Annotated in this window: 20 protein-coding genes and 1 pseudogene; 8 read left to right on the top strand and 13 right to left on the bottom strand. The window is 66.7% G+C overall.

The genetic code is table 11. The features are described from left to right. Positions 1 to 131 precede the first annotated feature (131 nt). From REH65_RS25450 to REH65_RS25460, 3 genes are all read right to left on the bottom strand, one after another. Positions 132 to 578 (bottom strand): MerR family transcriptional regulator, encoded by a 447-nt coding sequence (locus tag REH65_RS25450; protein ID WP_406689406.1) that lies wholly within the window; start codon positions 576 to 578, stop codon positions 132 to 134. Beyond that, a complete protein-coding gene (locus tag REH65_RS25455; RefSeq protein ID WP_406689407.1) occupies positions 575 to 913 on the bottom strand; it encodes a hypothetical protein in 339 nt (112 codons plus the stop codon). Before REH65_RS25455 ends, REH65_RS25450 begins: the two co-directional genes overlap by 4 nt. Before the next feature lie 173 nt (positions 914 to 1,086). Beyond that, a complete protein-coding gene (locus REH65_RS25460; RefSeq protein ID WP_406689408.1) occupies positions 1,087 to 1,860 on the bottom strand; it encodes a DUF2637 domain-containing protein in 774 nt (257 codons plus the stop codon). A 505-nt stretch (positions 1,861 to 2,365) separates the two neighbouring features. Between REH65_RS25460 and REH65_RS25465 the strand changes: the two genes are divergently transcribed. Beyond that, on the top strand, positions 2,366 to 2,590 hold the full coding sequence (locus REH65_RS25465; protein WP_406689409.1) for a hypothetical protein: 225 nt from the start codon (positions 2,366 to 2,368) through the stop codon (positions 2,588 to 2,590). A gap of 143 nt (positions 2,591 to 2,733) precedes the next feature. On the opposite strand, the gene REH65_RS25470 is transcribed toward REH65_RS25465, so the two are convergent. The 3 genes from REH65_RS25470 to REH65_RS25480 all read right to left on the bottom strand — a co-directional run bounded on the left by REH65_RS25470 (position 2,734) and on the right by REH65_RS25480 (position 4,949). Beyond that, positions 2,734 to 2,919 (bottom strand): hypothetical protein, encoded by a 186-nt coding sequence (locus REH65_RS25470; RefSeq protein ID WP_406689410.1) that lies wholly within the window; start codon positions 2,917 to 2,919, stop codon positions 2,734 to 2,736. 390 nt (positions 2,920 to 3,309) lie between these two features. Then, positions 3,310 to 3,849, bottom strand: a complete 540-nt coding sequence (locus REH65_RS25475) for a hypothetical protein (RefSeq protein ID WP_406689411.1) — start codon at positions 3,847 to 3,849, stop codon at positions 3,310 to 3,312. Beyond that, on the bottom strand, positions 3,849 to 4,949 hold the full coding sequence (locus tag REH65_RS25480) for an XRE family transcriptional regulator (protein ID WP_406689412.1): 1,101 nt from the start codon (positions 4,947 to 4,949) through the stop codon (positions 3,849 to 3,851). Before REH65_RS25480 ends, REH65_RS25475 begins: the two co-directional genes overlap by 1 nt. 79 nt (positions 4,950 to 5,028) lie before the next feature. Between REH65_RS25480 and REH65_RS25485 the strand changes: the two genes are divergently transcribed. Continuing rightward, positions 5,029 to 5,454 (top strand): hypothetical protein, encoded by a 426-nt coding sequence (locus REH65_RS25485; protein WP_406689413.1) that lies wholly within the window; start codon positions 5,029 to 5,031, stop codon positions 5,452 to 5,454. Between the two features lie 341 nt (positions 5,455 to 5,795). Here REH65_RS25485 and REH65_RS25490 read toward each other — a convergent pair whose 3' ends face one another. Next, positions 5,796 to 6,737, bottom strand: coding sequence for a GlxA family transcriptional regulator (locus REH65_RS25490; protein WP_406689414.1), 942 nt, complete (start codon positions 6,735 to 6,737; stop codon positions 5,796 to 5,798). A 107-nt stretch (positions 6,738 to 6,844) separates the two neighbouring features. Here REH65_RS25490 and REH65_RS25495 point away from each other — a divergent pair, with 107 nt between their 5' ends. The 3 genes and pseudogenes from REH65_RS25495 to REH65_RS25505 all read left to right on the top strand — a co-directional run bounded on the left by REH65_RS25495 (position 6,845) and on the right by REH65_RS25505 (position 9,653). After that, positions 6,845 to 7,156, top strand: coding sequence for a putative quinol monooxygenase (locus REH65_RS25495; protein ID WP_006247389.1), 312 nt, complete (start codon positions 6,845 to 6,847; stop codon positions 7,154 to 7,156). Between the two features lie 776 nt (positions 7,157 to 7,932). Continuing rightward, positions 7,933 to 8,643: pseudogene (locus tag REH65_RS25500) on the top strand (transposase); the annotation flags it as partial. A 50-nt stretch (positions 8,644 to 8,693) separates the two neighbouring features. Next, positions 8,694 to 9,653 carry a Na+/H+ antiporter NhaA gene (locus tag REH65_RS25505; RefSeq protein ID WP_406693243.1) on the top strand — a complete coding sequence of 320 codons (960 nt, stop codon included), beginning with the start codon at positions 8,694 to 8,696 and terminating at the stop codon, positions 9,651 to 9,653. Positions 9,654 to 9,710: 57 nt separating this feature from the next. Here the strand turns inward: REH65_RS25505 and REH65_RS25510 are convergent, their stop codons facing one another. The 3 genes from REH65_RS25510 to REH65_RS25520 all read right to left on the bottom strand — a co-directional run bounded on the left by REH65_RS25510 (position 9,711) and on the right by REH65_RS25520 (position 12,572). After that, positions 9,711 to 10,166 carry a DUF4186 domain-containing protein gene (locus tag REH65_RS25510; protein ID WP_154076178.1) on the bottom strand — a complete coding sequence of 152 codons (456 nt, stop codon included), beginning with the start codon at positions 10,164 to 10,166 and terminating at the stop codon, positions 9,711 to 9,713. Continuing rightward, complete coding sequence (locus REH65_RS25515; RefSeq protein ID WP_406689415.1) at positions 10,163 to 11,176, bottom strand: helix-turn-helix domain-containing protein; 1,014 nt, start codon at positions 11,174 to 11,176, stop codon at positions 10,163 to 10,165. The genes REH65_RS25510 and REH65_RS25515 overlap by 4 nt, the downstream gene beginning before the upstream one ends. 196 nt (positions 11,177 to 11,372) lie before the next feature. Then, positions 11,373 to 12,572: an alcohol dehydrogenase catalytic domain-containing protein gene (locus tag REH65_RS25520; protein ID WP_406689416.1), complete on the bottom strand. Its 1,200-nt coding sequence runs from the start codon at positions 12,570 to 12,572 to the stop codon at positions 11,373 to 11,375. A gap of 142 nt (positions 12,573 to 12,714) precedes the next feature. Here REH65_RS25520 and REH65_RS25525 point away from each other — a divergent pair, with 142 nt between their 5' ends. From REH65_RS25525 to REH65_RS25535, 3 genes are all read left to right on the top strand, one after another. After that, positions 12,715 to 12,879 (top strand): hypothetical protein, encoded by a 165-nt coding sequence (locus tag REH65_RS25525; protein WP_406689417.1) that lies wholly within the window; start codon positions 12,715 to 12,717, stop codon positions 12,877 to 12,879. Continuing rightward, positions 12,876 to 14,732, top strand: coding sequence for a hypothetical protein (locus tag REH65_RS25530; RefSeq protein ID WP_406689418.1), 1,857 nt, complete (start codon positions 12,876 to 12,878; stop codon positions 14,730 to 14,732). The genes REH65_RS25525 and REH65_RS25530 overlap by 4 nt, the downstream gene beginning before the upstream one ends. A gap of 1,131 nt (positions 14,733 to 15,863) precedes the next feature. After that, a complete protein-coding gene (locus REH65_RS25535; RefSeq protein ID WP_406689419.1) occupies positions 15,864 to 16,898 on the top strand; it encodes a hypothetical protein in 1,035 nt (344 codons plus the stop codon). A gap of 674 nt (positions 16,899 to 17,572) precedes the next feature. On the opposite strand, the gene folE is transcribed toward REH65_RS25535, so the two are convergent. The 3 genes from folE to REH65_RS25550 are packed head-to-tail and all read right to left on the bottom strand — an operon-like array spanning position 17,573 to position 19,246. Further along, positions 17,573 to 18,175 carry a GTP cyclohydrolase I FolE gene (gene folE, locus REH65_RS25540; RefSeq protein ID WP_406689420.1) on the bottom strand — a complete coding sequence of 201 codons (603 nt, stop codon included), beginning with the start codon at positions 18,173 to 18,175 and terminating at the stop codon, positions 17,573 to 17,575. Between the two features lie 59 nt (positions 18,176 to 18,234). Continuing rightward, complete coding sequence (locus tag REH65_RS25545) at positions 18,235 to 18,654, bottom strand: hypothetical protein (protein WP_406689421.1); 420 nt, start codon at positions 18,652 to 18,654, stop codon at positions 18,235 to 18,237. A 58-nt stretch (positions 18,655 to 18,712) separates the two neighbouring features. Then, complete coding sequence (locus REH65_RS25550) at positions 18,713 to 19,246, bottom strand: DUF2231 domain-containing protein (protein WP_406689422.1); 534 nt, start codon at positions 19,244 to 19,246, stop codon at positions 18,713 to 18,715. Positions 19,247 to 19,284 lie beyond the last annotated feature (38 nt).

Consider the following 19,284-nt stretch of genomic DNA (forward strand, 5'->3'; position numbering starts at 1 on the left):
GCCAGCCCACGAGGGCGGAGGCCCCAGCGCCGACGAGCCCCGCAGTGATCAGGACGGGCAGCGCGCAGCATGCCACGCAGGCCAGCCCGGCCAGACCCGCCAGGACCCTTGGCATTCGGCGCGGGCGGGAATCAGCAGCAGGGGCCGGCATGGCGGTTCTCCTCGGCGAGGTCGGTGAAGGGGATGGGACAGCAGGCGCTGGCGGCGCAAGCGGACAGGTCGTCGCAGCCCGCCGCGATGGCCTCGGCCAAGGCATGGCGGATGGTGGTCAGATCGGCGATCTTCGCGTCGACTTCGACGAGTTTCGCTTTCGCCCGCTCGTGCAGGCCAGGCACTGGGCGGCCGTGGCGGTGGCGGCCGGTCTCCAGCAGTTCGGCGACCTCGTCGAGCGTGAAGCCCAAACGTTGGGCCGCCTTGATCACACGCAGCGCGGTGATCGCGTCGTCGCCGTACAGGCGATGCCCGCCAGGCGAGCGAACAGGCTCGGTCAGCAGGCCGCGACGTTCGTAATAGCGCAGGGTCTGGATGTTCACTCCGGCCGCCTCGGCGACCTGACCACTGCGCAGTCCCTCGCTCACGGCCGTCCCGACGCCACGGTGCTGGCACGGTGGGCCAGGGCGTTCAGGACCGGCTCGTGCGCCGGGTCCACCGCGATGTCCAGGTGCACCGACGTGTCGTCGCCGGTGGTGGTGAAGGTGAAGAACGAGCAGCAGCCGCTCTCCCGCCCGGCCAGGTCACTGACCTGTTCGTGCACACCGGCGCCGCCGGATAGCTCCAGGCGCAGGCGCAGCGGTTCGGGGCGGGACACCTCGGTCAAGCGCGTGACGAGCAGGGCATCCCACTCCGCCACCCGCAACGGCCGTTTCGCTGAGGGCAGGGTGCAGGACTGCGGCACCCATTCCAGGTCGGTCATCGTGCTCACTCCCCATCATCGCGCCCCGGGCGGTGGAAGCCCCTCGATAGCATCAACGGTAAACCTGTACCCAGGTATCGGATGCAAATTGCGCAGCGCTGGGAGTCAACAGACTGAGCAGTTCGGCGATGGCTTGAAGGAGCGACGGTCCTCCTCCGGCGTTTTATGCGCCACTATCTCGATTGCTCGACGAGGGCCGTTGGCCGAAGGTCCACCTGGTGGTGCTGGCGGATGTGGTGGGCGAGTGCACGGGCGCGGCGTGAGCCGACGCCGAGTTGTCGGCGGAGGTTGTCGGCGGAGATCGGCCGTTGGTGCAGGTTCCGATGCTGGGCATCGAGCCGGTATGCCTCCTCGCAGAGCGGGTCATCATGCGCAGGGCCCGGTGGGTCGTCGACCAAGCTGCTGACTTTGTGGCCAGGCATGTTGTTCGTATCCGTGCTCGGTGCTGGCGCCTCGCCAGTGGTTGCTGCCGGTTCGACGTGATCCTGTTCGTTCTCTGCTTGCTGGGTTTCAGCGGAGGCGGGTTTTGCGGCCGGGAGCGCGTGGTGGCGTTTGAGGGCTTGGTTGAGGAGTTCGACGGACAGCAGGAGTGCGAGTGGTGGGCAAGCGGCGACGGCGAGGGAGAAGGTATTGAGTTCGGGTGCGGAGGCGATGTTGGCGCACAGGGACAGCGCGATTCCGAGCAGGAATGACAGCCAGGCCTTCCACTGGCTTGCAGCCCCGTGGTCGTGGGTTTTCCAGAGTTCGATGGTGGAGGTCAGCAGGAGGCCGTCGACGACCAGTGGCCACAGTGCCGCGGTGGTCTCGTCGGCGCCGTACCGCTGGGCGAACGCGTGCCCGTGGCGGTAGGACACGTAGGCGGCGCCCACGGCGACCAGCAGCGTGCAGGCGCATTGCAGGCGCAACGACACATCAGCACGGATACGTGAAGCCGAGCGATCACTCATCCGGGTTCACCTGCCCCACATTCGCTGGGCTGTGTGCGTGATGCGGGCCGCCGGGCCTTCCGGGGGCACCGCGCGGCTCGTACCGTCCGGTATGAGAGCTGCGAGGCAAGCTGAAGAACTGGATGCGGCAAGGTGACTTTCCTCCACATTAGCCAAGATCAAATGGCGATTTCCTGGCGACGGGAACGCGTGGCAACGCGTCGGATCCCGTCGGGACGAGGAGGAACAAGGACCGCTGACCTGCGGTGGGCCACGAAACCCCTGTTCACCAGGGGAAACTCACTACCTTGACACGGTAGAGGTCACTGGTTCAATCCCAGTATCGCGCACCAATTGTATTACCAGGTGAGAGCCCCAACTGATGGTTTCCATTGGTTGGGGCTCCAACTGTTTTGGGAGCATTTTGGGAGCAGTTGATCTTGGCTTACTGTGTTCATCCCATCTGTGTTCGACCTTCCCTCGGTGCTTGCGGATAATGGCGACACCGATGCCGGATGGTTCTGGCGTGACCGTTGTCGACCAGAGCTCCAGTGGTCACGGCCTCCTGCCACACCATGTCCGGCAGGAGACGGGAGCCGAAGGAGAACTCAGTGCCAGCCTGGATGAGGCGGCGGATCGCGCTCCGGACCTCGACGACTCGCTTGAGATCATTCAGGAGGCCGCAAGGAGATGCAGAAGCAATGAATTCCAGTGCTTCTCCGAAACCGTAATGTCGGTCCAGATGACATAGAGGCGGCGTTTGGCGCGGCTGAGGACGACGTTCACCAGGTTGGGTTTTGGGCGGGCCCAGCGGCGGGCGCGTGGGCGTTGTGGGTTGCTACCGAGGACGAGGACCACGATGTCGACCTGTTTGCCTTTGCGGTGTGGACGGTCCTAGCGGATGGACGGCCACACGAGCAACAGCGTGCGGTCCGGGTGCTGGGCCACCGCGTGGTGGTCTCCGGCGTCGACATGCGACCACGCGTAGCCCCCGCCGTCCCCGGCGATGCGCACATCGCAGCTCCAGGTTTCGGCCGCCGCCGAGAGCAGTTCGAGATCCTTATCGGCCAGCGATTCCAAGGTGGCCTGCTCTTCTCGTCGCTTCGAGGCCGTCGTGTGCGACGGTGTTTGACGATGTCGAACATGAGCTGATCGCAGCGCAGGTGGATGCGGATTCCACCCAGATCTGACCATCGTCACTGGGCAGCCGGGTGCCGACGAGGGTGGGCCGGTCGGCAAGTCGTTAAACCGAGGTGCGGCTGGTCAGCCACTGTTTATTGATGCCGTGATCATTGCGGATGGCTTGCTTGGTTCGGAACGGCAATGTCGTGATGGGTTCAAGCTGTAGCAGGTCGCCGACGACGACAGTCCGTCTGCTTCGCCAAAGCACGCCTACGGCTGCTTGTGGGGTGGCCTAGTGGTCCAGACGAGGCCCAGGACCGTGCCAGCTATGTGGAGTGCGCGCCGAAGTCACCGCAGGAGATCCACAGGCGATTTGGGTAGCCGGAGGCGCCGATTCTCATCTGCCATCTGTTTCATTAGGCGGAACCCGTCGTCTGCGCTGGTCACACCGTTTACGACAGCGGTGTTCATGAGGTCGATCGTCTCGCGTGTGGTTATGCCCTGGCGGCGCGCGTAGCGCAGGGCATCCGCGTCATCGGAGATCCACCACGAGCCGGCGAACGCTTCCCAGGAAAGAATGACGTAACAGGTCTCGGCTTCACCCAGATGTCTCAGAGGCTTGTGCTCTGTGCCACCGAAGACTGCTCGGCGTACTTGCTGGATCCGATGGATATCGCCTTCGTCGGTGATTTCGATTGGTTCGCCGAGCCAGCCCCCGGTGGAGAGTTCGTTGAGAGCGGGCAGCATCGACGTGGACTGGGTGGCTTCGTAGGCGACGGCCTCGGTCCACCGGCCGCGGCCTGAGGGGGTTGCCTTGAGTAGGTCGAGTCGATCGATGGCGGCAAAGTTGCACAGGACCGTGTTGTCCGGGAAGAGGTATTCGGGCATCAGGCGTCGTGCGTCCCGTGCTCGGACTCAAGCGCGTCCCTGAGTTCGTCGACATCGGTTCCGAGCAGATTCGCGTAGGGACGTAACGTGGTCGCACCGGATTCGTAGGCGGCGTATGTATCACGGACGAGTAGACCGGGCGGGCGTGGCGTGCTTGCCCGGGTGACCAGTTGCGCGAACTCCGCCCCTTGTCCGGCGATCGTCGCGGCAACCTTCGTGGTGATTGCTTTGTACCGATCGCAGGTTCCCGCGTCGATCAGGCGAAGGTTGAGTAGGCGGTAGGCCAGAGCGGACGGCGTCACCATTAGGTCGCACGCGAGCGTTGCGAACGTGTGCTCGGTGAGTCCCATGGGTCCGACGGCGTCGCGGAGTGGAGCTTCGGGCATCAGGAAAGTCGAGGCGAAGGCGTTGGCCCGTTGCTCGCTGGGGTCCTTTTTCTGATCTTTGTCGTAGACGTCGCGGTCGAGGTGAATTTCCTGGTCGTCTTCAGCGAGCAGATGGCCGAGCTCGTGCACAAGGGTGAAACGTTGCCGAGCTGGCATATGCGACGTGCCGAGCACGATGATCTTTGCATGTTCGGATGACGCCGCCAGACCGTCGAAGCCTGAGCCGAGTTCGACGACGGCCACATCGACACCGAAGACTTCTTCGACGACGGCAATGAGATCGTCAGTGGCGATCGTCTGTCTGGCCTTGTCAACGTGGCTGAGCGCGGCCTCCGCCAGTGCGCGCCCATGGGCGGCATACCCACCCGCTACTCGGTCCACGGACGGGAGGTCCCAGGACTGCGGGTAGCCGAAGCCCGCGATGTCGGCACGCAGCGTGGTGTAGAGCTTGGCCGCGTCCAGGGCGGCGCCCGCGTGGCCCCCGGTCGTGCGGGCGGCCATCGCGAGTGGGGTTTCTTCGCCGGTAACGAGCCAGTCGACTGTGACAGAGCACAGCTCTGCGACGCGCGCGAGATCGACGGAGGAGAAGCGACGCGCGCCGTTGAGCGATTTCGACATCTTCGACTCATCGAGCCCGATACTCTGCCCGAACTCGCGGCGCGTCAGGCCGGATGCCTCGACCAAGCTTAGGACACGCTCAGGAACACTGGACACGAGAAGACGATAACTCGGATCTTGCGAAAAACGCAAGTTGGCGGCAAGATGACTCGCAGTGAGTGACGAGGAGGCGGACTTGACGACCACGGCGGACCATGATCAACCTGCGGCCGCTACCTCGATGCCACCGGTGCCGGAAGCCGGTCAGGTGGTAAACGTCCGCGGTTCGATTTGGGCGGTCGCGGCTGTAGCGCAACAGGGCCTGCCGCGCAGCCCGGCTGACGAGGGCGCGCCAGGCCTGGCTCATGTGGTCACGTTGCAGTCGTTGGGTGAAGACCGGCTCGGCCAGGAACTCACGGTTGTCTGGGAGCTGGAAGTCGGTCATGCTATCGCGCCGGATCAGGGTCTTCCTGAGCGGATCGATTCCGGCGCGTTCGATGATCCCGACATGCTGGCGGCGTTCGTGGACGCCGTGCGCTGGGGCGCGGTGACCTCGGCGGATGCAAACTGGCTCTTCCCAGATGAGGGTGTAGGTCGGCCGGGCGCGTCGGTCCGCAGATAGACGTCGAGGTCTCCCGACGATGGAGGTTCCTACGCCATCCATCCGAAAGACCTCGACGTGTCCGACGCTACCCCGCCGGCCGGGTTCGGCCGCCCTGACCTGACCGCCTTCGCGGCTCATCCCAATCGACCCTGATCGGGTCTGCTGACCCCCTCGACGAGAACGCAGCGACATCACAGCCACCCAACCCCGACCGTCCGGGAAGCCGGGGCACGTCACATGGCCTGTGCTGCGGGCGTGTCGAGTGGGTCGTCCAGGGGCGACGCAGGAGCGTCGACGCGACGTGCTGAGAGGTGGTTCCAACCGAGCGCTAGGACACCGGCTACAGGCATGGCGATAGGTCAGGAACGGCGTCGCTCCCTGCGCAGGAGGGAGCGCAGAGTCTCGGCGTTCGCGTAGCCGACCCGTCGCGCGATCTCGGCGGAGGTGAGGTCCGTGGTTGCTGAGAGGTGCCGAGCTCGTTCGATGCGAAGCCGTTGGACGAAGCCGAGCGGAGTGAGGTTGAGCGCCGCACGGACTCGTCGTTCGAGGGTGCGCCGGCTGGTGCCGAGCGACTGCGCGACGAAGACGACGTTGAACGGTTCGTCCAGGCGGACGCGCACGAAGCGTTCGAACTCGACGACGATCGAGTCCTCGTGCCGGAGATGTTCGTAGGCGACGAAGGCCGCCTGCGACGGGCGCTCGTCGATGATGAGGAGCTTGGCGACATGTTGGGCCAGGTCGGGGCTGATCGATCGCACGAGTGAGAGCGCGAGGTCGATGTGGGCGAAGGCGGCGCCGGCGGTGACGAGGTTCCCGTCGACCACGACCATGGTGTCGAGATCGAGGGCGACGGTCGGATAGCGCTTCAGGAACTCCGGCCCCAGGAACCAGCTGGTCGTCGCCCGCCGATGATGCATCCGTCCGGTCTCGGCGACGGCGAACACGCCGGTGCACGCCGCGGCGATCCGGGTGGTCGCGTCGTCGAGGCGCCCGAGTGAGGCGATGACCGAACGAGCATCTCGGCTCTGGAGGGCGTCGTGGGTCGCGGCGGCCGTGAGGGTTCCAAGCGCAGGGACGACGACCACGTCGAACTCTCCGGACTCCGACAGCGGGTGGTCCACCGAAAGGGTCATCGATGCCGTCGTGGTCACTCGCCGTTTCGGTCCGAGGATGGCGAGTTCGATCGGGTCGATCCGCGGGTCGACATCGCCGCGGGCTCCGTCGGCCACCCGCACGATGTCGATGACCGACGCGACCGCCGAACCGAAGCAGCCGTCGATCGCGATCAGTCCGATACGCATGGCGCGAACAATAGCAATACTGCCGTATACGCCACTCCCCACCGGCCCTCGCTCGTCATACGCTGAATTCGCCCCACGAAGAACCCCGACTTCAAGGAGAACCCCTCATGTCCACACCCGCATCACTTCCGTATGCCTTCGTCGCCAAGATCGTCGCGGCTGATGGACAGCACGACGCGCTCGCCGATCTGCTCGCCGGCGCTGTCGCACTCGCCAACGAAGAAGTAGGAACGATTGTCTGGTTCGCGGCTAGGACCCACGCCGACACCTTCTGGATCTTCGATGCATTCCCCGACGAGGCCGCTCGCGACGCCCACGCCAACGGCGCCATCGTCGCAGCCCTGATGGCCAACCAGCACCTCCTCGGCGCAGCACCCGAGATCCTGGCGGCCGACGTCCTCGCGTCCAAGCTCCCGTAGTCCGCCAACGCACGAGACGATCGCGCCCCGCCGAGCCGTCGGACCCGACCGCCTCGACACCCGCACCACGTTGACGATCCCCGACGGGCCGATCACGAGGAGGCCAGGCAACACCAGGCGCAAGCCTGGAGCGGCACTGTTTCACCGGTGGTCATCGAGAGAGCCAGCGCGGTTCCATGGCAGCGCAACTGTGTCAACTTGCCCTCCGTCCCGCGAGGCGCCGTGGGCGGGTCGTGGTTGCGATCCGTTGCCGTGACGGGAGACGCGTTGCGCGTCGCAGCGATGACGGGTCGTTGGCGTTCCGGGGCGTTGCGTTCGTGCGCGCCGCGCGTGCGGCATGGAGCATCTCGCTGCGCACACAACGATCGCTGCGCCGACGCACCGTTGACACCTCGCACGTCCAGGTCGCGACACAACGCCACGCTGCGTTGCCGAGCGGAGCGAGGCATATCGGCACACGGACAGGATGCCGGCCGCGAGCGCTCAGCCGGCGAGGGGTCCGTCGCAGAGGAGAGCGACGTCGGTGTCGGGCAGAGCCGTGAGGCCAGCGCATTGCGCGACCACCAGAACCGAACCGCCCCTGCCCTGCGTTTGCGCAGGTCAGGGGCTGTTCGCCGGAGCCGCCTGTCGGAATCGAACCGACGACCTAATCACGTCGGCTTTGCGGGCTCTTCCCAGATGAGGGTGTAGGTCGGCCGGGCGCGTCGGTCCGCAGATAGACGTCGAGGTCTCCCGACGATGGAGGTTCCTACGCCATCCATCCGAAAGACCTCGACGTGTCCGACGCTACCCCGCCGGCCGGCTTCGGCCGCCCTGACCTGACCGCCTTCGCTCGACTCGACGGCCTCGGTCTGAGCGTGACCGGGCAACGACTTGAACCGGATCGTGCGGTCCTCGCGTGCCGCGTGGTGGAACCAGATCAGTCTTGCCGACGGTGCGGCAGCGAAGGCGCTGCTCGTGACACCGTGATCCGGCGGTTGGCCCACGAGCCGCTGGGCTGGCGACCGACCGTGCTGGAAGTTGTAGTGCGCCGCTACCGCTGTGCCGACTGCGGACACGTGTGGCGCCAAGACACCAGCGCCGCGGCGGAGCCACGCGCGAAGCTCTCGCGCACCGGGTTGCGGTGGGCGCTGGAAGGGATCGTGGTCGCACACCTCACCGTCGCCCGTGTCGCCGAGGGACTCGGGGTCGCGTGGGACACCGCCAACAACGCGGTCCTGGCCGAAGGCAATCGGCTGCTGATCAACGACCTCACGCGGTTCGAGGGCGTGAAGGTCATTGGCGTCGATGAGCACGTCTGGCGCCACACCAGGCGTGGCGACAAGTACGTCACCGTGATCATCGACCTCACCCCGGTCCGCGATGGCGCCGGCCCAGCAAGGCTGCTGGACATGGTCGAGGGCCGGTCGAAGGCGGCGTTCAAGACCTGGCTCGCCGACCGCGACGACGCCTGCCGAGCGCGTCTTCGGCCCGTGCCGTCGGCCGGGGGCTGTCTCGGGGCGTCTCGGTCAATGAGCGCCTGCACGAGTACCTCCGGCTGCCCACCGCGCTGCTGGTTGTGCCGATCTTCGCCCTGGCCAACGCAGGGGTGGACCTGCGGGGCGGGCTGCTCGTCGACTCGCTCGGCTCGCCGGTCACGTGGGGCGTCGTCGCGGGGCTCGTGCTCGGCAAGCTCTTGGGGATCGGGCTCGCGACGCTTTTGGCCGTCCGACTGGGTGCGGGGCGCCTGCCGGAAGGCGTCGGGATGGGCAGCGTGTTCGGGGGCGCGGCGCTGTCGGGCATTGGTTTCACCGTGTCACTGCTGATCATCGGGCTCGCCTTCGGCACCACCTCCGACCTCGGCCGTCAGGCGACTCTCGGCGTGTTCGTTGCTATGGTGCTCGCTTGCGTGCTGGGGTGGGCGATCTTCAAGGTCGCCGCCCGCAGGTGGGGCGAGGAGACCGCGGATCTGCCGATGACGCTGGAGCCGCCGGTGGATCCGGAGGTCGACCACATCCGCGGCCCGGAGGACGCCCAGCTCACGCTCGTGGAGTTCGTGGACTTCGAGTGCCCGTTCTGCGCGCACGCCACCGGCTCTTGGGAGGATCTGCACGAGCGCTTCGGCGACGACCTGCGCTACGTGGTGCGCCATCTTCCGCACCACCCGCACGGGCCGATCGCCGCCAGGGCGGCCGAGGCGGCGGCGAATCAAGGCATGTTCTGGCCGTGGCTCGACTTCGTGTTCACCCGCCAGCACGCCCTGGAGCGCGACAACCTCGTCGACTACGCCGTCGAGCTCGGCCTCGACGTCGAGACATTCACCGAGGACCTCGACAGCGCGGAGGTCGCCAAGCGAGTCGAGCGAGACGCCGCGAGCGCGGCGGACAGCGGCGCGCACGCCACTCCGACCTTCTTCGTGGAGGGCTGCCGCCTGCTGGGCAGCTACGACGCGCGCACCCTGACGGCGATGCTGGAGTCCAGCCGCCGTGGCACCCGCACCCAGGAGATCCCGGCCTGAGCGCCGGACGAGAGGGGACGACCTGCGCACCGCAGGTGGTCCCCTCACCGAAGGCTCTCAGAACAGGGTCGGAGGCGGTGGCGGGGCACGAGTCGAGCCCGCCTGACTCTCGAGCTCGATCCACCTGCAGATGACGTGGACGACGTATTCCCGCTCACGCTCGCTGAGCTCGTGCCCCCGGATGATCTCGTGGTTGATCTGCAAGCACTTCCTGCAGCAGGTCGCGGTGGCGTGCTGGGCGCGGAAGACGGGGTGTCCGCCCCAGGGGGTCTGTCTGCCGTCCTTCTGCGGGTGCGCCGGGGCGAGCCGCGCGTCGATGAGCTCCTTCGCGTGCCGAGCGATGGTCTCCGGTCCGCGCGACGCGGCATAGGCGAGCTCGGGAGGGCGCAGGTGGAACTTCGCGCGGAAGGGGATCCGGGCGATGCGCGCCAGCCGAGCGTCCAGCCGGTCCTGGTCAATGGCCGTGCCGACATGCTCCGAAGCGTCGCCGGGATCGTGCGCACCCTCGGTCATGAGCCAGGTTCCGAGGCGGCCTGGGCCGGCGTCCCTTCCAAAGCGGCGATCTCCCGGTACTCGCCTGGGGTCATCCCGGCCGTCGTGCGGAAGGCCCGGTAGAACTGCACGGGGCCGGAGAAGCCCAGCTCGAGCGCGATCGAGGAGATCGGCTTGTCCGGCTGCGCGCGGAGCATCACCCGCGCTCGCTCGAGTCGCAGCGAGCGCAGCTGGCCCATGACGGACTCCCCAGTCCCCTCGAAGAGGCGGAACAGGGTGCGCCGGGAGAGGTGTAGGCCGACGGCGATGCCCTGGGAGTCCAGATCGGGGTCGGCCAGGTGCGCGCGCATGTAGGCCAGCACCTGGCTGCGCCGTGCCGCATCGGGTGCGTCGGCGTGGGGGCGCGGAGGCGAGAGGAGGCCGATGAGCGATGCCCCCAGCGCGGGTGCCTGGGGCTCGAGGCGGTGCGCGCCGTGGGGGTCGCTGGCCTGGGTCCGCGCGAGGTTCACGAAGAATGCCGCCACTGAGCCCATCGCCCCGTCGCAGTCGAATGTCTTCGCGAGCAGGTAGTCGCTGCGGCTGACTCCGGCACGCGCGAATGCTTCGTCTGCGGGGAGCTCGAGGACGGCCTGCTCGTAGTACTCCTTGGTGCGCAGCGTGAAGGGGGTTGCGCTGTCGTAGATCACCAGAGAGCCGGGGGTTGCGAGCGCCGCGCGTCCGGCCTGCTCGACGAGCAGGTTCCCGCGGAGCTGGAACAGGAAGTACAGGTATTCCTGGTCATCGTGGCTCTGCGCGATGTCGCTCCTCGAGCGCTTGACCTCCTCGGCTCGAGCCCGTTTGGTGGATAGGCGGAAGTCGGTGTATTGCCCCAGACCGATCTCGCCGCCGAATCCGGTGTCGACGGGGTCGGTCCTGACCGAGACGTACGCCTCTCGCCGGGCCTGACGCCAGTAGTCGATCTCGTCGCCCCGTGGGGCACGCCCCGTCGAGAAGGACGGCAGGCGCGGCAGCGAGGTGGTCTCCTGTCCCATGATTACGCCCCTGCTTGCTGGTCTGCGCCGTGGCTCGCGCCCGCCCACCGCGTCCATCGCCAGCGTACGACGTGGGGCCCAATCCAGCTCGGCCGCCAGCACGTCTGTGAGGGGACCCGGGGGGCGCAGAGGTCCGGCCCGCGACGCCGCTCAGGCGGCGGTCGCGGGCCGGAGTATCGGTGTGAAGGGCCTGGGATCAGGCGGGAACGAGGCTGTGGGGGTCGATGATGAATTTGTCCGAGACGCCCGTGTCGAAGGTCGCGTAGGCGTCGGGGGTCTCGTCGAGGCTGATGAGCTTGGTGTTGAGCATGTCGCTGAGGTAGGGCATGCGGTCCCACAAGATGGCCATCATCAGCTCGCGGTTGTAGTGCATGATCGGGGCCTGTCCGGCGGAGATCCTCGGCGACTTGATCCACGCCTTGCCGAAGTCGATCGGGAAGGTGCCCTCCTGCTCGGCCTTCGACTTCGCCAGCGGGTCAGGGCCGTAGACGCCGATGACTCCAGTGGCTCCGCCCGGGCGCGTGGCATCGATCACCTGGTTGAGGGCGTAGGCCGGGTTCATGTCCTCGGCTTCCCGGCCGATCCCGTGGGCTTCCAGGCCGACGTAGTCGACTGCGCAGTCGACCATGGGCTCGCCGAGGATGGCCTCGATCTGGTCGGTCAGCGGCACGTCCTGGCTGAGGTCGATGGTCTCGCAGCCGTTGTTCTTCATCAGGTCCAGACGGTCCTGGTAGTAGTCGCCGACAATGATGCAGGAGGCCCCCAGCAGGCGGGCCGCCGCTGCCCCGCAGCGACCGACCGGGCCCGCGCCGGCGATGTACACGGTCGATCCCGGCTTGGCCCCGGCCTCCATGAGCCCGTGGAACGCGGTGGGCAGGATGTCCGAAAGCAGCGCGAGGTCACGGATCTTCTCCATGGCCTGGTCCCGATCGGGGAAGCGCAGCAGCTGGAAGTCGGCGTAGGGGACAAACAGGTATTCGGCCTGGCCCCCGGTCCAGTCGCCCAGGTTGAACCCGTAGGCACCACAGGCTACCGCCGGGTTGACGTTCTCATTCTCGCAAATCTCGGTGTGGCGGGCTTTGCAGTTGCGGCATCGTCCGCAGGCGACGTTGAACGGAACCGAAACGAGGTCGCCGACCGTCACGCGCTCCACGTCCGTTCCGACTTCGATGACCTCGCCGGTCATTTCGTGCCCCATCACCATGCCCTGCGGCACTGGGAAGGACCCGCGGTAGATGTGCAGATCGCTGCCGCAGATGTTGGTGGCGACGATCCTGAGGATGACCCCGTGCGGGGCGCTCTTGCCGTTCGGCATCTCGAGCTTCGGGAAGGCGAGGGACTCGACGCGCATGTCCCTCGCGTTCTCGAACACGACGGCGCGGTTGTTGTCTGCCATGACGATCTCCTCTGGAGCGGATGGGAAAGCCCAGTCGCCCGAGCGCCATCCCGGCTGCTGGTGGCGTTGCGACCTCGGCTGTCTCTCAAGGTAGGCACGCAGGCATCTGCGTCTCTATTGCAATGCGTGCCACTACGGTCGCATGGCGTGCCGCCTCTCGCCCCGCCAGCTGCGCGACGTCCTCGTCGCGCTCGGATACGACGTCGACGTCCCCTGGCGGAAACTGCGCAAGAAAGACCGCGACTGGATCCTCTACACCGAGGAGACCCCGTCGTCCCCGTCCATAACACCAAGAGCGCCTCGATGAAACGCCGCGTGGCCCAGTTCCTCGACGTGGCGCGCTGCCCGTCATGCCACGGCAAACGGCTGAAGCCCGAAGCCCTGACCGTGACCTTCGAGGGGCTCGACATCGCCGAGTTCTCGCAGTTGCCGATGCGGGAGCTGCTCTCACTGCTGGACGGGGTAGTCGCGGATACCGCCTCCGGCAATACGGGGACGGGCACTTCCGGCGAAGTCCTGGACGCGGCCTCGCGGCGCGAGGCCGTCGAGCAGAGAGTGGCGGCCGGCGGTTCCGCGCACTCGGCCGCCCCCGATGTGCGCCGCACTCCGAACCAGTCGGCGGAGAAGCGGGCCGCGGCGGCGCGGGTGGGCGCTGAGCTTATCGACCGCCTGCGCCCGATCATCGACCTCGGCCTGGGCTACCTGTCCCTGCATCGGACCACACCCACTCTCTCCGGTGGCGAGCTTCAACGCCTGCGGCTGGCCACGCAGCTGACCTCGGAGCTGTTCGGTGTCGTCTACGTGCTCGACGAGCCTTCGGCGGGCCTGCACCCGCAGGACGTGACCGCATTGCTCGGGATCCTCGACGGACTCAAGGGCCGTGGAAACAGCCTTTTCGTGGTCGAGCACTCGGTGGAAGTGATGCGCCACGCCGACTGGCTGGTCGACATCGGGCCGGATGCGGGCGAGCGCGGCGGCCGCATCGTCTACAGCGGGCCGACCCAAGGCCTCGCCCAGGTCGAAGAATCCGTGACGCGGGGCTACCTCTTCGGCGGGAGCGGACTGCCTCCGCACGTCCCTCGTGACCCTGTCGGTTGGCTCGAGATGAAGGGTGTCACCCGCAACAACCTGCAGGACGTGTCCGTGTCGATCCCCATGGGCGTGCTCTCCGCCGTGACGGGTGTGTCCGGATCGGGCAAGTCCAGCCTGGTCAGCCAGGCGCTGCCCGCGCTGCTCAGCCAGTGCTTGGGGCGCACCGTGCCCGTCGACGAGGCTCCCGAGGACGACGAGCTGCTACTGGCGGATTCCCCCAACCGGCTCGAGGGCACCCTGACGGGAGACCTGACCGGCGTGCGCCGCGTCGTCAGCATTGACCAGAAGCCCATTGGCCGCACGCCGCGCTCGAACGTGGCCACCTACACAGGCCTGTTCGACCGTGTGCGCAGCCGCTTCGCGCAGACTCCCGAGGCGCGTGCCCGCGGCTACAAGCCCGGCCGGTTCTCCTTCAACGTCACTGGCGGCCGCTGCCCGACCTGCGAGGGTGAGGGGTCGGTGATGGTCGAGTTGCTCTTCTTGCCGTCGGTCTACACCGAGTGCCCGGACTGCCATGGCACCCGCTACAAGGACAGCACACTGCACATCACCTGGCGCGACAAGAACATCGCCGAGATCCTCGCGATGAGTGTCGAGGAGGCCCAAGCCTTCTTTGCCGGCGAGGAGGAGATCATGCGGTCCCTTACGGCCCTGATCGACGTCGGGCTGGGCTACCTGCGGCTCGGACAGCCCGCCACCGAGCTCTCCGGCGGCGAGGCGCAGCGCGTCAAGCTCGCCAGTGAGCTGCAGCGCGCCCAGCGCGGGGACACCCTCTACGTGCTCGACGAGCCGACCTCGGGCCTGCATTGCGCCGACGCTGACCGCCTGGTCACGCATCTGCAGACCCTCGTAGCGGCGGGCAACACCGTCGTGATGGTAGAGCTGGACATGCGCGCCGTCGCCGCGGCCGACCACGTCATCGACCTCGGGCCAGGCGCGGGGGAGGACGGCGGCACCATCGTCGCCTCTGGCACCCCGCAGGAGGTCGCCAAGGCAGGCGTTGGGGCGTCGGCGAAATACCTCGGCCTTGCGCTGAAGGAGTCTGCGGCACTGGAGCGCTCCGCCTGACGGACCGCGCCATGCGCTCGAGCTGGGAAGGGATACTACGCGGCTCGTACCGTCGGGAGCGAGAGCTAAGGGCAAGCCGCGTACAAGGTGCGGCAAGGTGACCATCCTCCACGTTGGCCAAGATCGAATGGCGATTTCCTGGCGACGGGAACGCGCGGTAACGCGTCGCGTCTCATCGGAACGAGGAGGAACAAGGGCCGCTGACCTGCGGTGGGATGTGAAACCCCTGGTTACCAGGGGAAACTCACTACTCTCTTTTTGGCAATCGACGCCGCGGGTGCCTTGGCGCAGGTGGAGGGTGGCGGGATCGTCCTCGTCGCAAGACGCCTGCGGTGAACTGGAGTATCGGCACACGGTGCTCTACGACGCGGCCCGTGACGGGTTCTGGCGGGCATGGCCCCGAACGGGTGCGCGCCCAAGGTCGGGGGAGGCGGGCCCTGGCCTCGCGTTTGCGGCTGAAGGTGCCCGCGGAGCGGGCGCGGCCGCGCAGGTCCCAGTAGTAGGCGGTGTAGCGAGCGTGGCCTTGCCGGTTGACGCGCTGCTTGCAGTAGCCCATAGCTTCTCCTCGGAGTCCGTGTTTGAGGACTCTCACTCCATCGGCTTCCAGCGTGCGGTGCAGAACCACGCAGCTCAGATTCCCGTCGCCGAGGCCGCAGGTTGATCAGTTGACGGCGCTGGGGGTCTCGTTCAGGGGATGTTCGGTGTTGCGTTCCCAGTTCTGGGGTGTTGACCCCAGGACTGCCCAGACTTCGGTTGACAAAGTGAAGCCTGGGTCAAGGTGTCATCCAACCCCTGGGCAGCCCCACCCGAGGTAGAGAACCCATCGGAATCGCACGTCACACCCGGGGTGTTCTGGGCGCGGCGTGTGGTCGGGTTACCCGAACCCGGCGCGGCGTTCGCTTGTGAGGCGTCGAGAACTCGCGATTCTCTCGCGAAATCATCGGCTGCACCCACGATCTGAAGGTAGTCATCGCGGCCAGCGGCTACCCGGGTACGGCGCGCCCCGAGACGGGCCCGGCGGGTATTTGAAAGCAAGAGGAAAGCCGCCGCGTGCATGGTCATCGGGGGAATGGCGCGAGCGGGCCGTCGCGGACTCTTTCGCGTTTTGAACCGGTGAAAGGGAGCGTGACGATGAGAAACCGGCACCGCAAGAGGCTGGCAATCGCGGCAGCGGCCGTACTGGCACTATCCACCAACGGCACTTCGTCGGCTGTGCAGGCTTCTGGCGCGGACTCCGCAACCAACCCGGGCATCACGGCCGAGCAGCCGAGGATGCTGCTCGTACATGGTTACGGCAGCGCTAAGGACGGCAAAGACTGCAACAACAGCACCTGGGCCGACGCCCTGACGTACTACCAGTCCGAGGGCGGCCGGTCCCGCGAATCGATGGTGACGATCGGCTACTACAAGGGCGATACCGGCCAAGTGGGCGGGCAGAACCAGTGCGACTTCGTGCTCGGGAACAAGAACGCGGACAACAGCACTTCGATCCGGGACATAGCCATGGATCTCGCCAACTACATCCACGACAACTACAGCCCGGAGAATCCCGTCGACATCGTGGCGCATTCGATGGGAGGGCTGATCACGCGTGTCGCGGTGCTCGGCACTTACGAGGACTGGGAGGGGTTTCCGGAGAGCGTGTTCGTACAGGACATCGTGACACTCGGCACGCCGCACCAGGGCGTGCGAGGTGGGTGCCCGGAAGACAGTTGGGCCTCGGACGGTGATCCGTGCAGGCAGTGGAACCAAATGGTGCCCAGCGACGCCGGCGGCTCGGGGTTCATCGACAAGCTGCACGAGTCCGAGCCCGGTGCTGGTGACCGCGGCCTTGACGACGCGTGGGCATCTGGCATCGACTGGAGCTTGGTCGGCTCGGAGGAGGATCCCACGGTGTCCTACCGCTCGGCGATCGATCAGGGCTACTTCGCCAACCAGAAGTACGGCTACGACGAAGACCGCAACAACAACGGGAGCCAGGACTGCTGGTCACCGGAGGAAGTGGACCACCAAACGATCCGAGAGCTCACCGGATCCGGAGGCTTCTGCCTGCGCTACTGGCACGACGGTAGCGACGGAGGTCCCTACACCACCGACAACGGGTGGTCTCCGCTGAAAACGGCCTTTAAGGCCGCTACCCATGATGGAGACGACTTGCCGAGATGACCTCACAGAAGGGGGGATGCCGCCCGGCCGGTGGGCCTCCCCCTTGGGTGTGGACACCCTGATTCTGGGTCCTGTGGGTCCTGTGGGTCCTGTGGGTCCTGTGGGTCCTGTGGGTCCTGTGGGTCCTGTGGAGGAAGTGTCCTTGGTGGCACGGAAGTCGAAGTTTCGCGAGGAGTTCAAGCGGGACGCGGTGGCGATTCGGAGAACCTTGAGTCGATGGGCTCGTTGATCACTGAGGAGTAGGAACTGGGGGCCGAGCTTGCCGGACGGGCTGCGCGCGAGTTGTGCGCCCTGAAGCGATCTCCATTGTCGTGGGAGCAGAAATCTGGGAGGATTTTGGGAGGATAGATGTGCGTCGAACTGCACTCAACCGGATATGAGCGGTCGCAACAGCGTTGTTTCCACCTGCGGATTCTCGATTTTCGCAGGTCGGGCGGCTGCGGCTGTCTACCTTGACACGGTAGAGGTCACTGGTTCAATCCCAGTATCGCGCACCATTTCTTCTGCAGGTGAAAGCCCTGTCGGCGTTGTTGCCGACAGGGCGTTTTGTTGTTCGGGCACGGTGTTGACCGCGGTATGACCGATTCGAGCCCGAGGTCGACTTGGGCTCGGTATTCGGTGTATGCCTGATGACCGTGCCCCGGTACCCCGTCGACCGCACCGAAGAGGTGCTGTTAGGCGCCGTTGACACCGGTCAGGGAGAAGAATTCCTGCCTGGAACGGGCATCGGTGCGCAGGGTGCCGAGCAGTGTGGAGGTCACGGTGCGTGCGCCGGTGGCTTGGACTCCGCGCAAGGTCATGCAGGTGTGTTCGGCATCGATGACCACTCCGACGCCTTTGGGTTGCAGGTGTTCACCGAGCCAGTCGGCGACTTGTTTGGTCAGGCGTTCCTGGACTTGGGGGCGGCAGGCGAAGTGCTCGACGATGCGGGCGAGTTTGGACAGTCCGAGGATGCGCTCGCCGGGCAGGTAGCCGACGTGGGCGGTGCCGACGAAGGGCAGCAGGTGGTGCTCGCAGACCGAGCGCACCGGGATGGCGCGGGCGAGCACGAGTTCGTCGTAGCCCTCCTCGTTGGGGAAGGTGGTCAGGTCGAACGGGCGCGGGGTGAACAGTTCGGCGTAGGCGCGGGCCATCCGGCCGGGGGTGCCGGACAGGCTCTCGGAGTCGGTGGAGATCCCCAGCGCCCGTAACAGCTGCCCTGCGGCGCGTTCGGCGGCGTCGAGGTCGATGCCGGTGTCGGGCTCGTGTACGACGCGCAGGGCGGGGCCGGAAGTCATGGGCAGGTCCTCGTGTGTCGGTGCGGGTGGCGCGGCGGGCGTGGTCGGGTGCGGAGTCATCAGAGTCCGAGGGCGGCCAGCAGGGCGAGCACGACCGTGGCGACGGCGAAGATCCCGTGCCCGGCGACCACGCTGACCGGGAAGTGCTTCTCGGCCAGGTCTTGCTGTCCGGTGGTTCCGGGGCCACCGGCGGCCGACCGGGCGCGGTAGACGGGGAGCCAGCGGAACAGCATCGCGAAGCCCAGCAGCGCCACCGGCAGCAGCAGGCCGAAGCCCGTCCAGGCGATCGCGTGGTTGTCGGTGAACACGTAGATGATCCACACGACCAGTCCGATCGCGGCCAGCGCGAAGTGCCCGAAGATCACCGCAGGCGGAAGATGACTGTTCTTCTTCGGGCCGCCTTTGGCGATCCAGGTGCCGAGCATGACGAAGCCGCCGACGGCGGTGATCAACCAGGTGATCAAAGCTGCGAGTGCCATGAGGGAGGTCTCCTGTCGTGGTGGTGGCGGTGCGAGCCGAGTTCGAGGCGGCGTGTGGTCAGCGGTCGGCTGGATCGTCCCTGGTGGTGTAGCCGGTGGCCTGGGTGGTTTCGTCGGCCACTCGGACGCCGTAGCGGTAGGCCAGCTTGCCGCCGAGGTACCCCGACACCGCCAGCACGATCAGGCTGGCTGCCGAGACCGCGAGCATTCCGGCTGAGACCGGCCCCGGTTGGCCGTAGTCCGCCTGGCGCCACGCGAAGTTGACCGCGTAGGCGGCGATGACCGCGAGGTTCAGCGTCATGTGCATCAGCCCGAGACGAAATGCCGGCGTGCCGGTGGGGATGGCGAACAGGTCCAACAGGCCGACCAGGGCCGCGGCCACGGCGCCGAGCACACCGAGTCCGATCAGCCAGACCGAGCCCTGCGCCAGGAAGCCGGGATCGGCTACCAGCCACGAAGCCAGGTCGAACACGAGACCGGCGACCCACGCCCCGATCGGCACGGTGACCAGGATCGGATGAAACGGATGCCCGTACGGGCCGGCCAGCGCCGCGCTCACCGGGTGCTTCGCCTGTTCCTGCGGACCGTCCACAGCGCCCTCCCCTTTTCACCAAGAAACGTTAGTTTTAT

It is taken from the genome of Saccharopolyspora sp. ID03-671 (genome assembly GCF_045278815.1).
Lineage (GTDB): Bacteria > Actinomycetota > Actinomycetes > Mycobacteriales > Pseudonocardiaceae > Saccharopolyspora > Saccharopolyspora ipomoeae.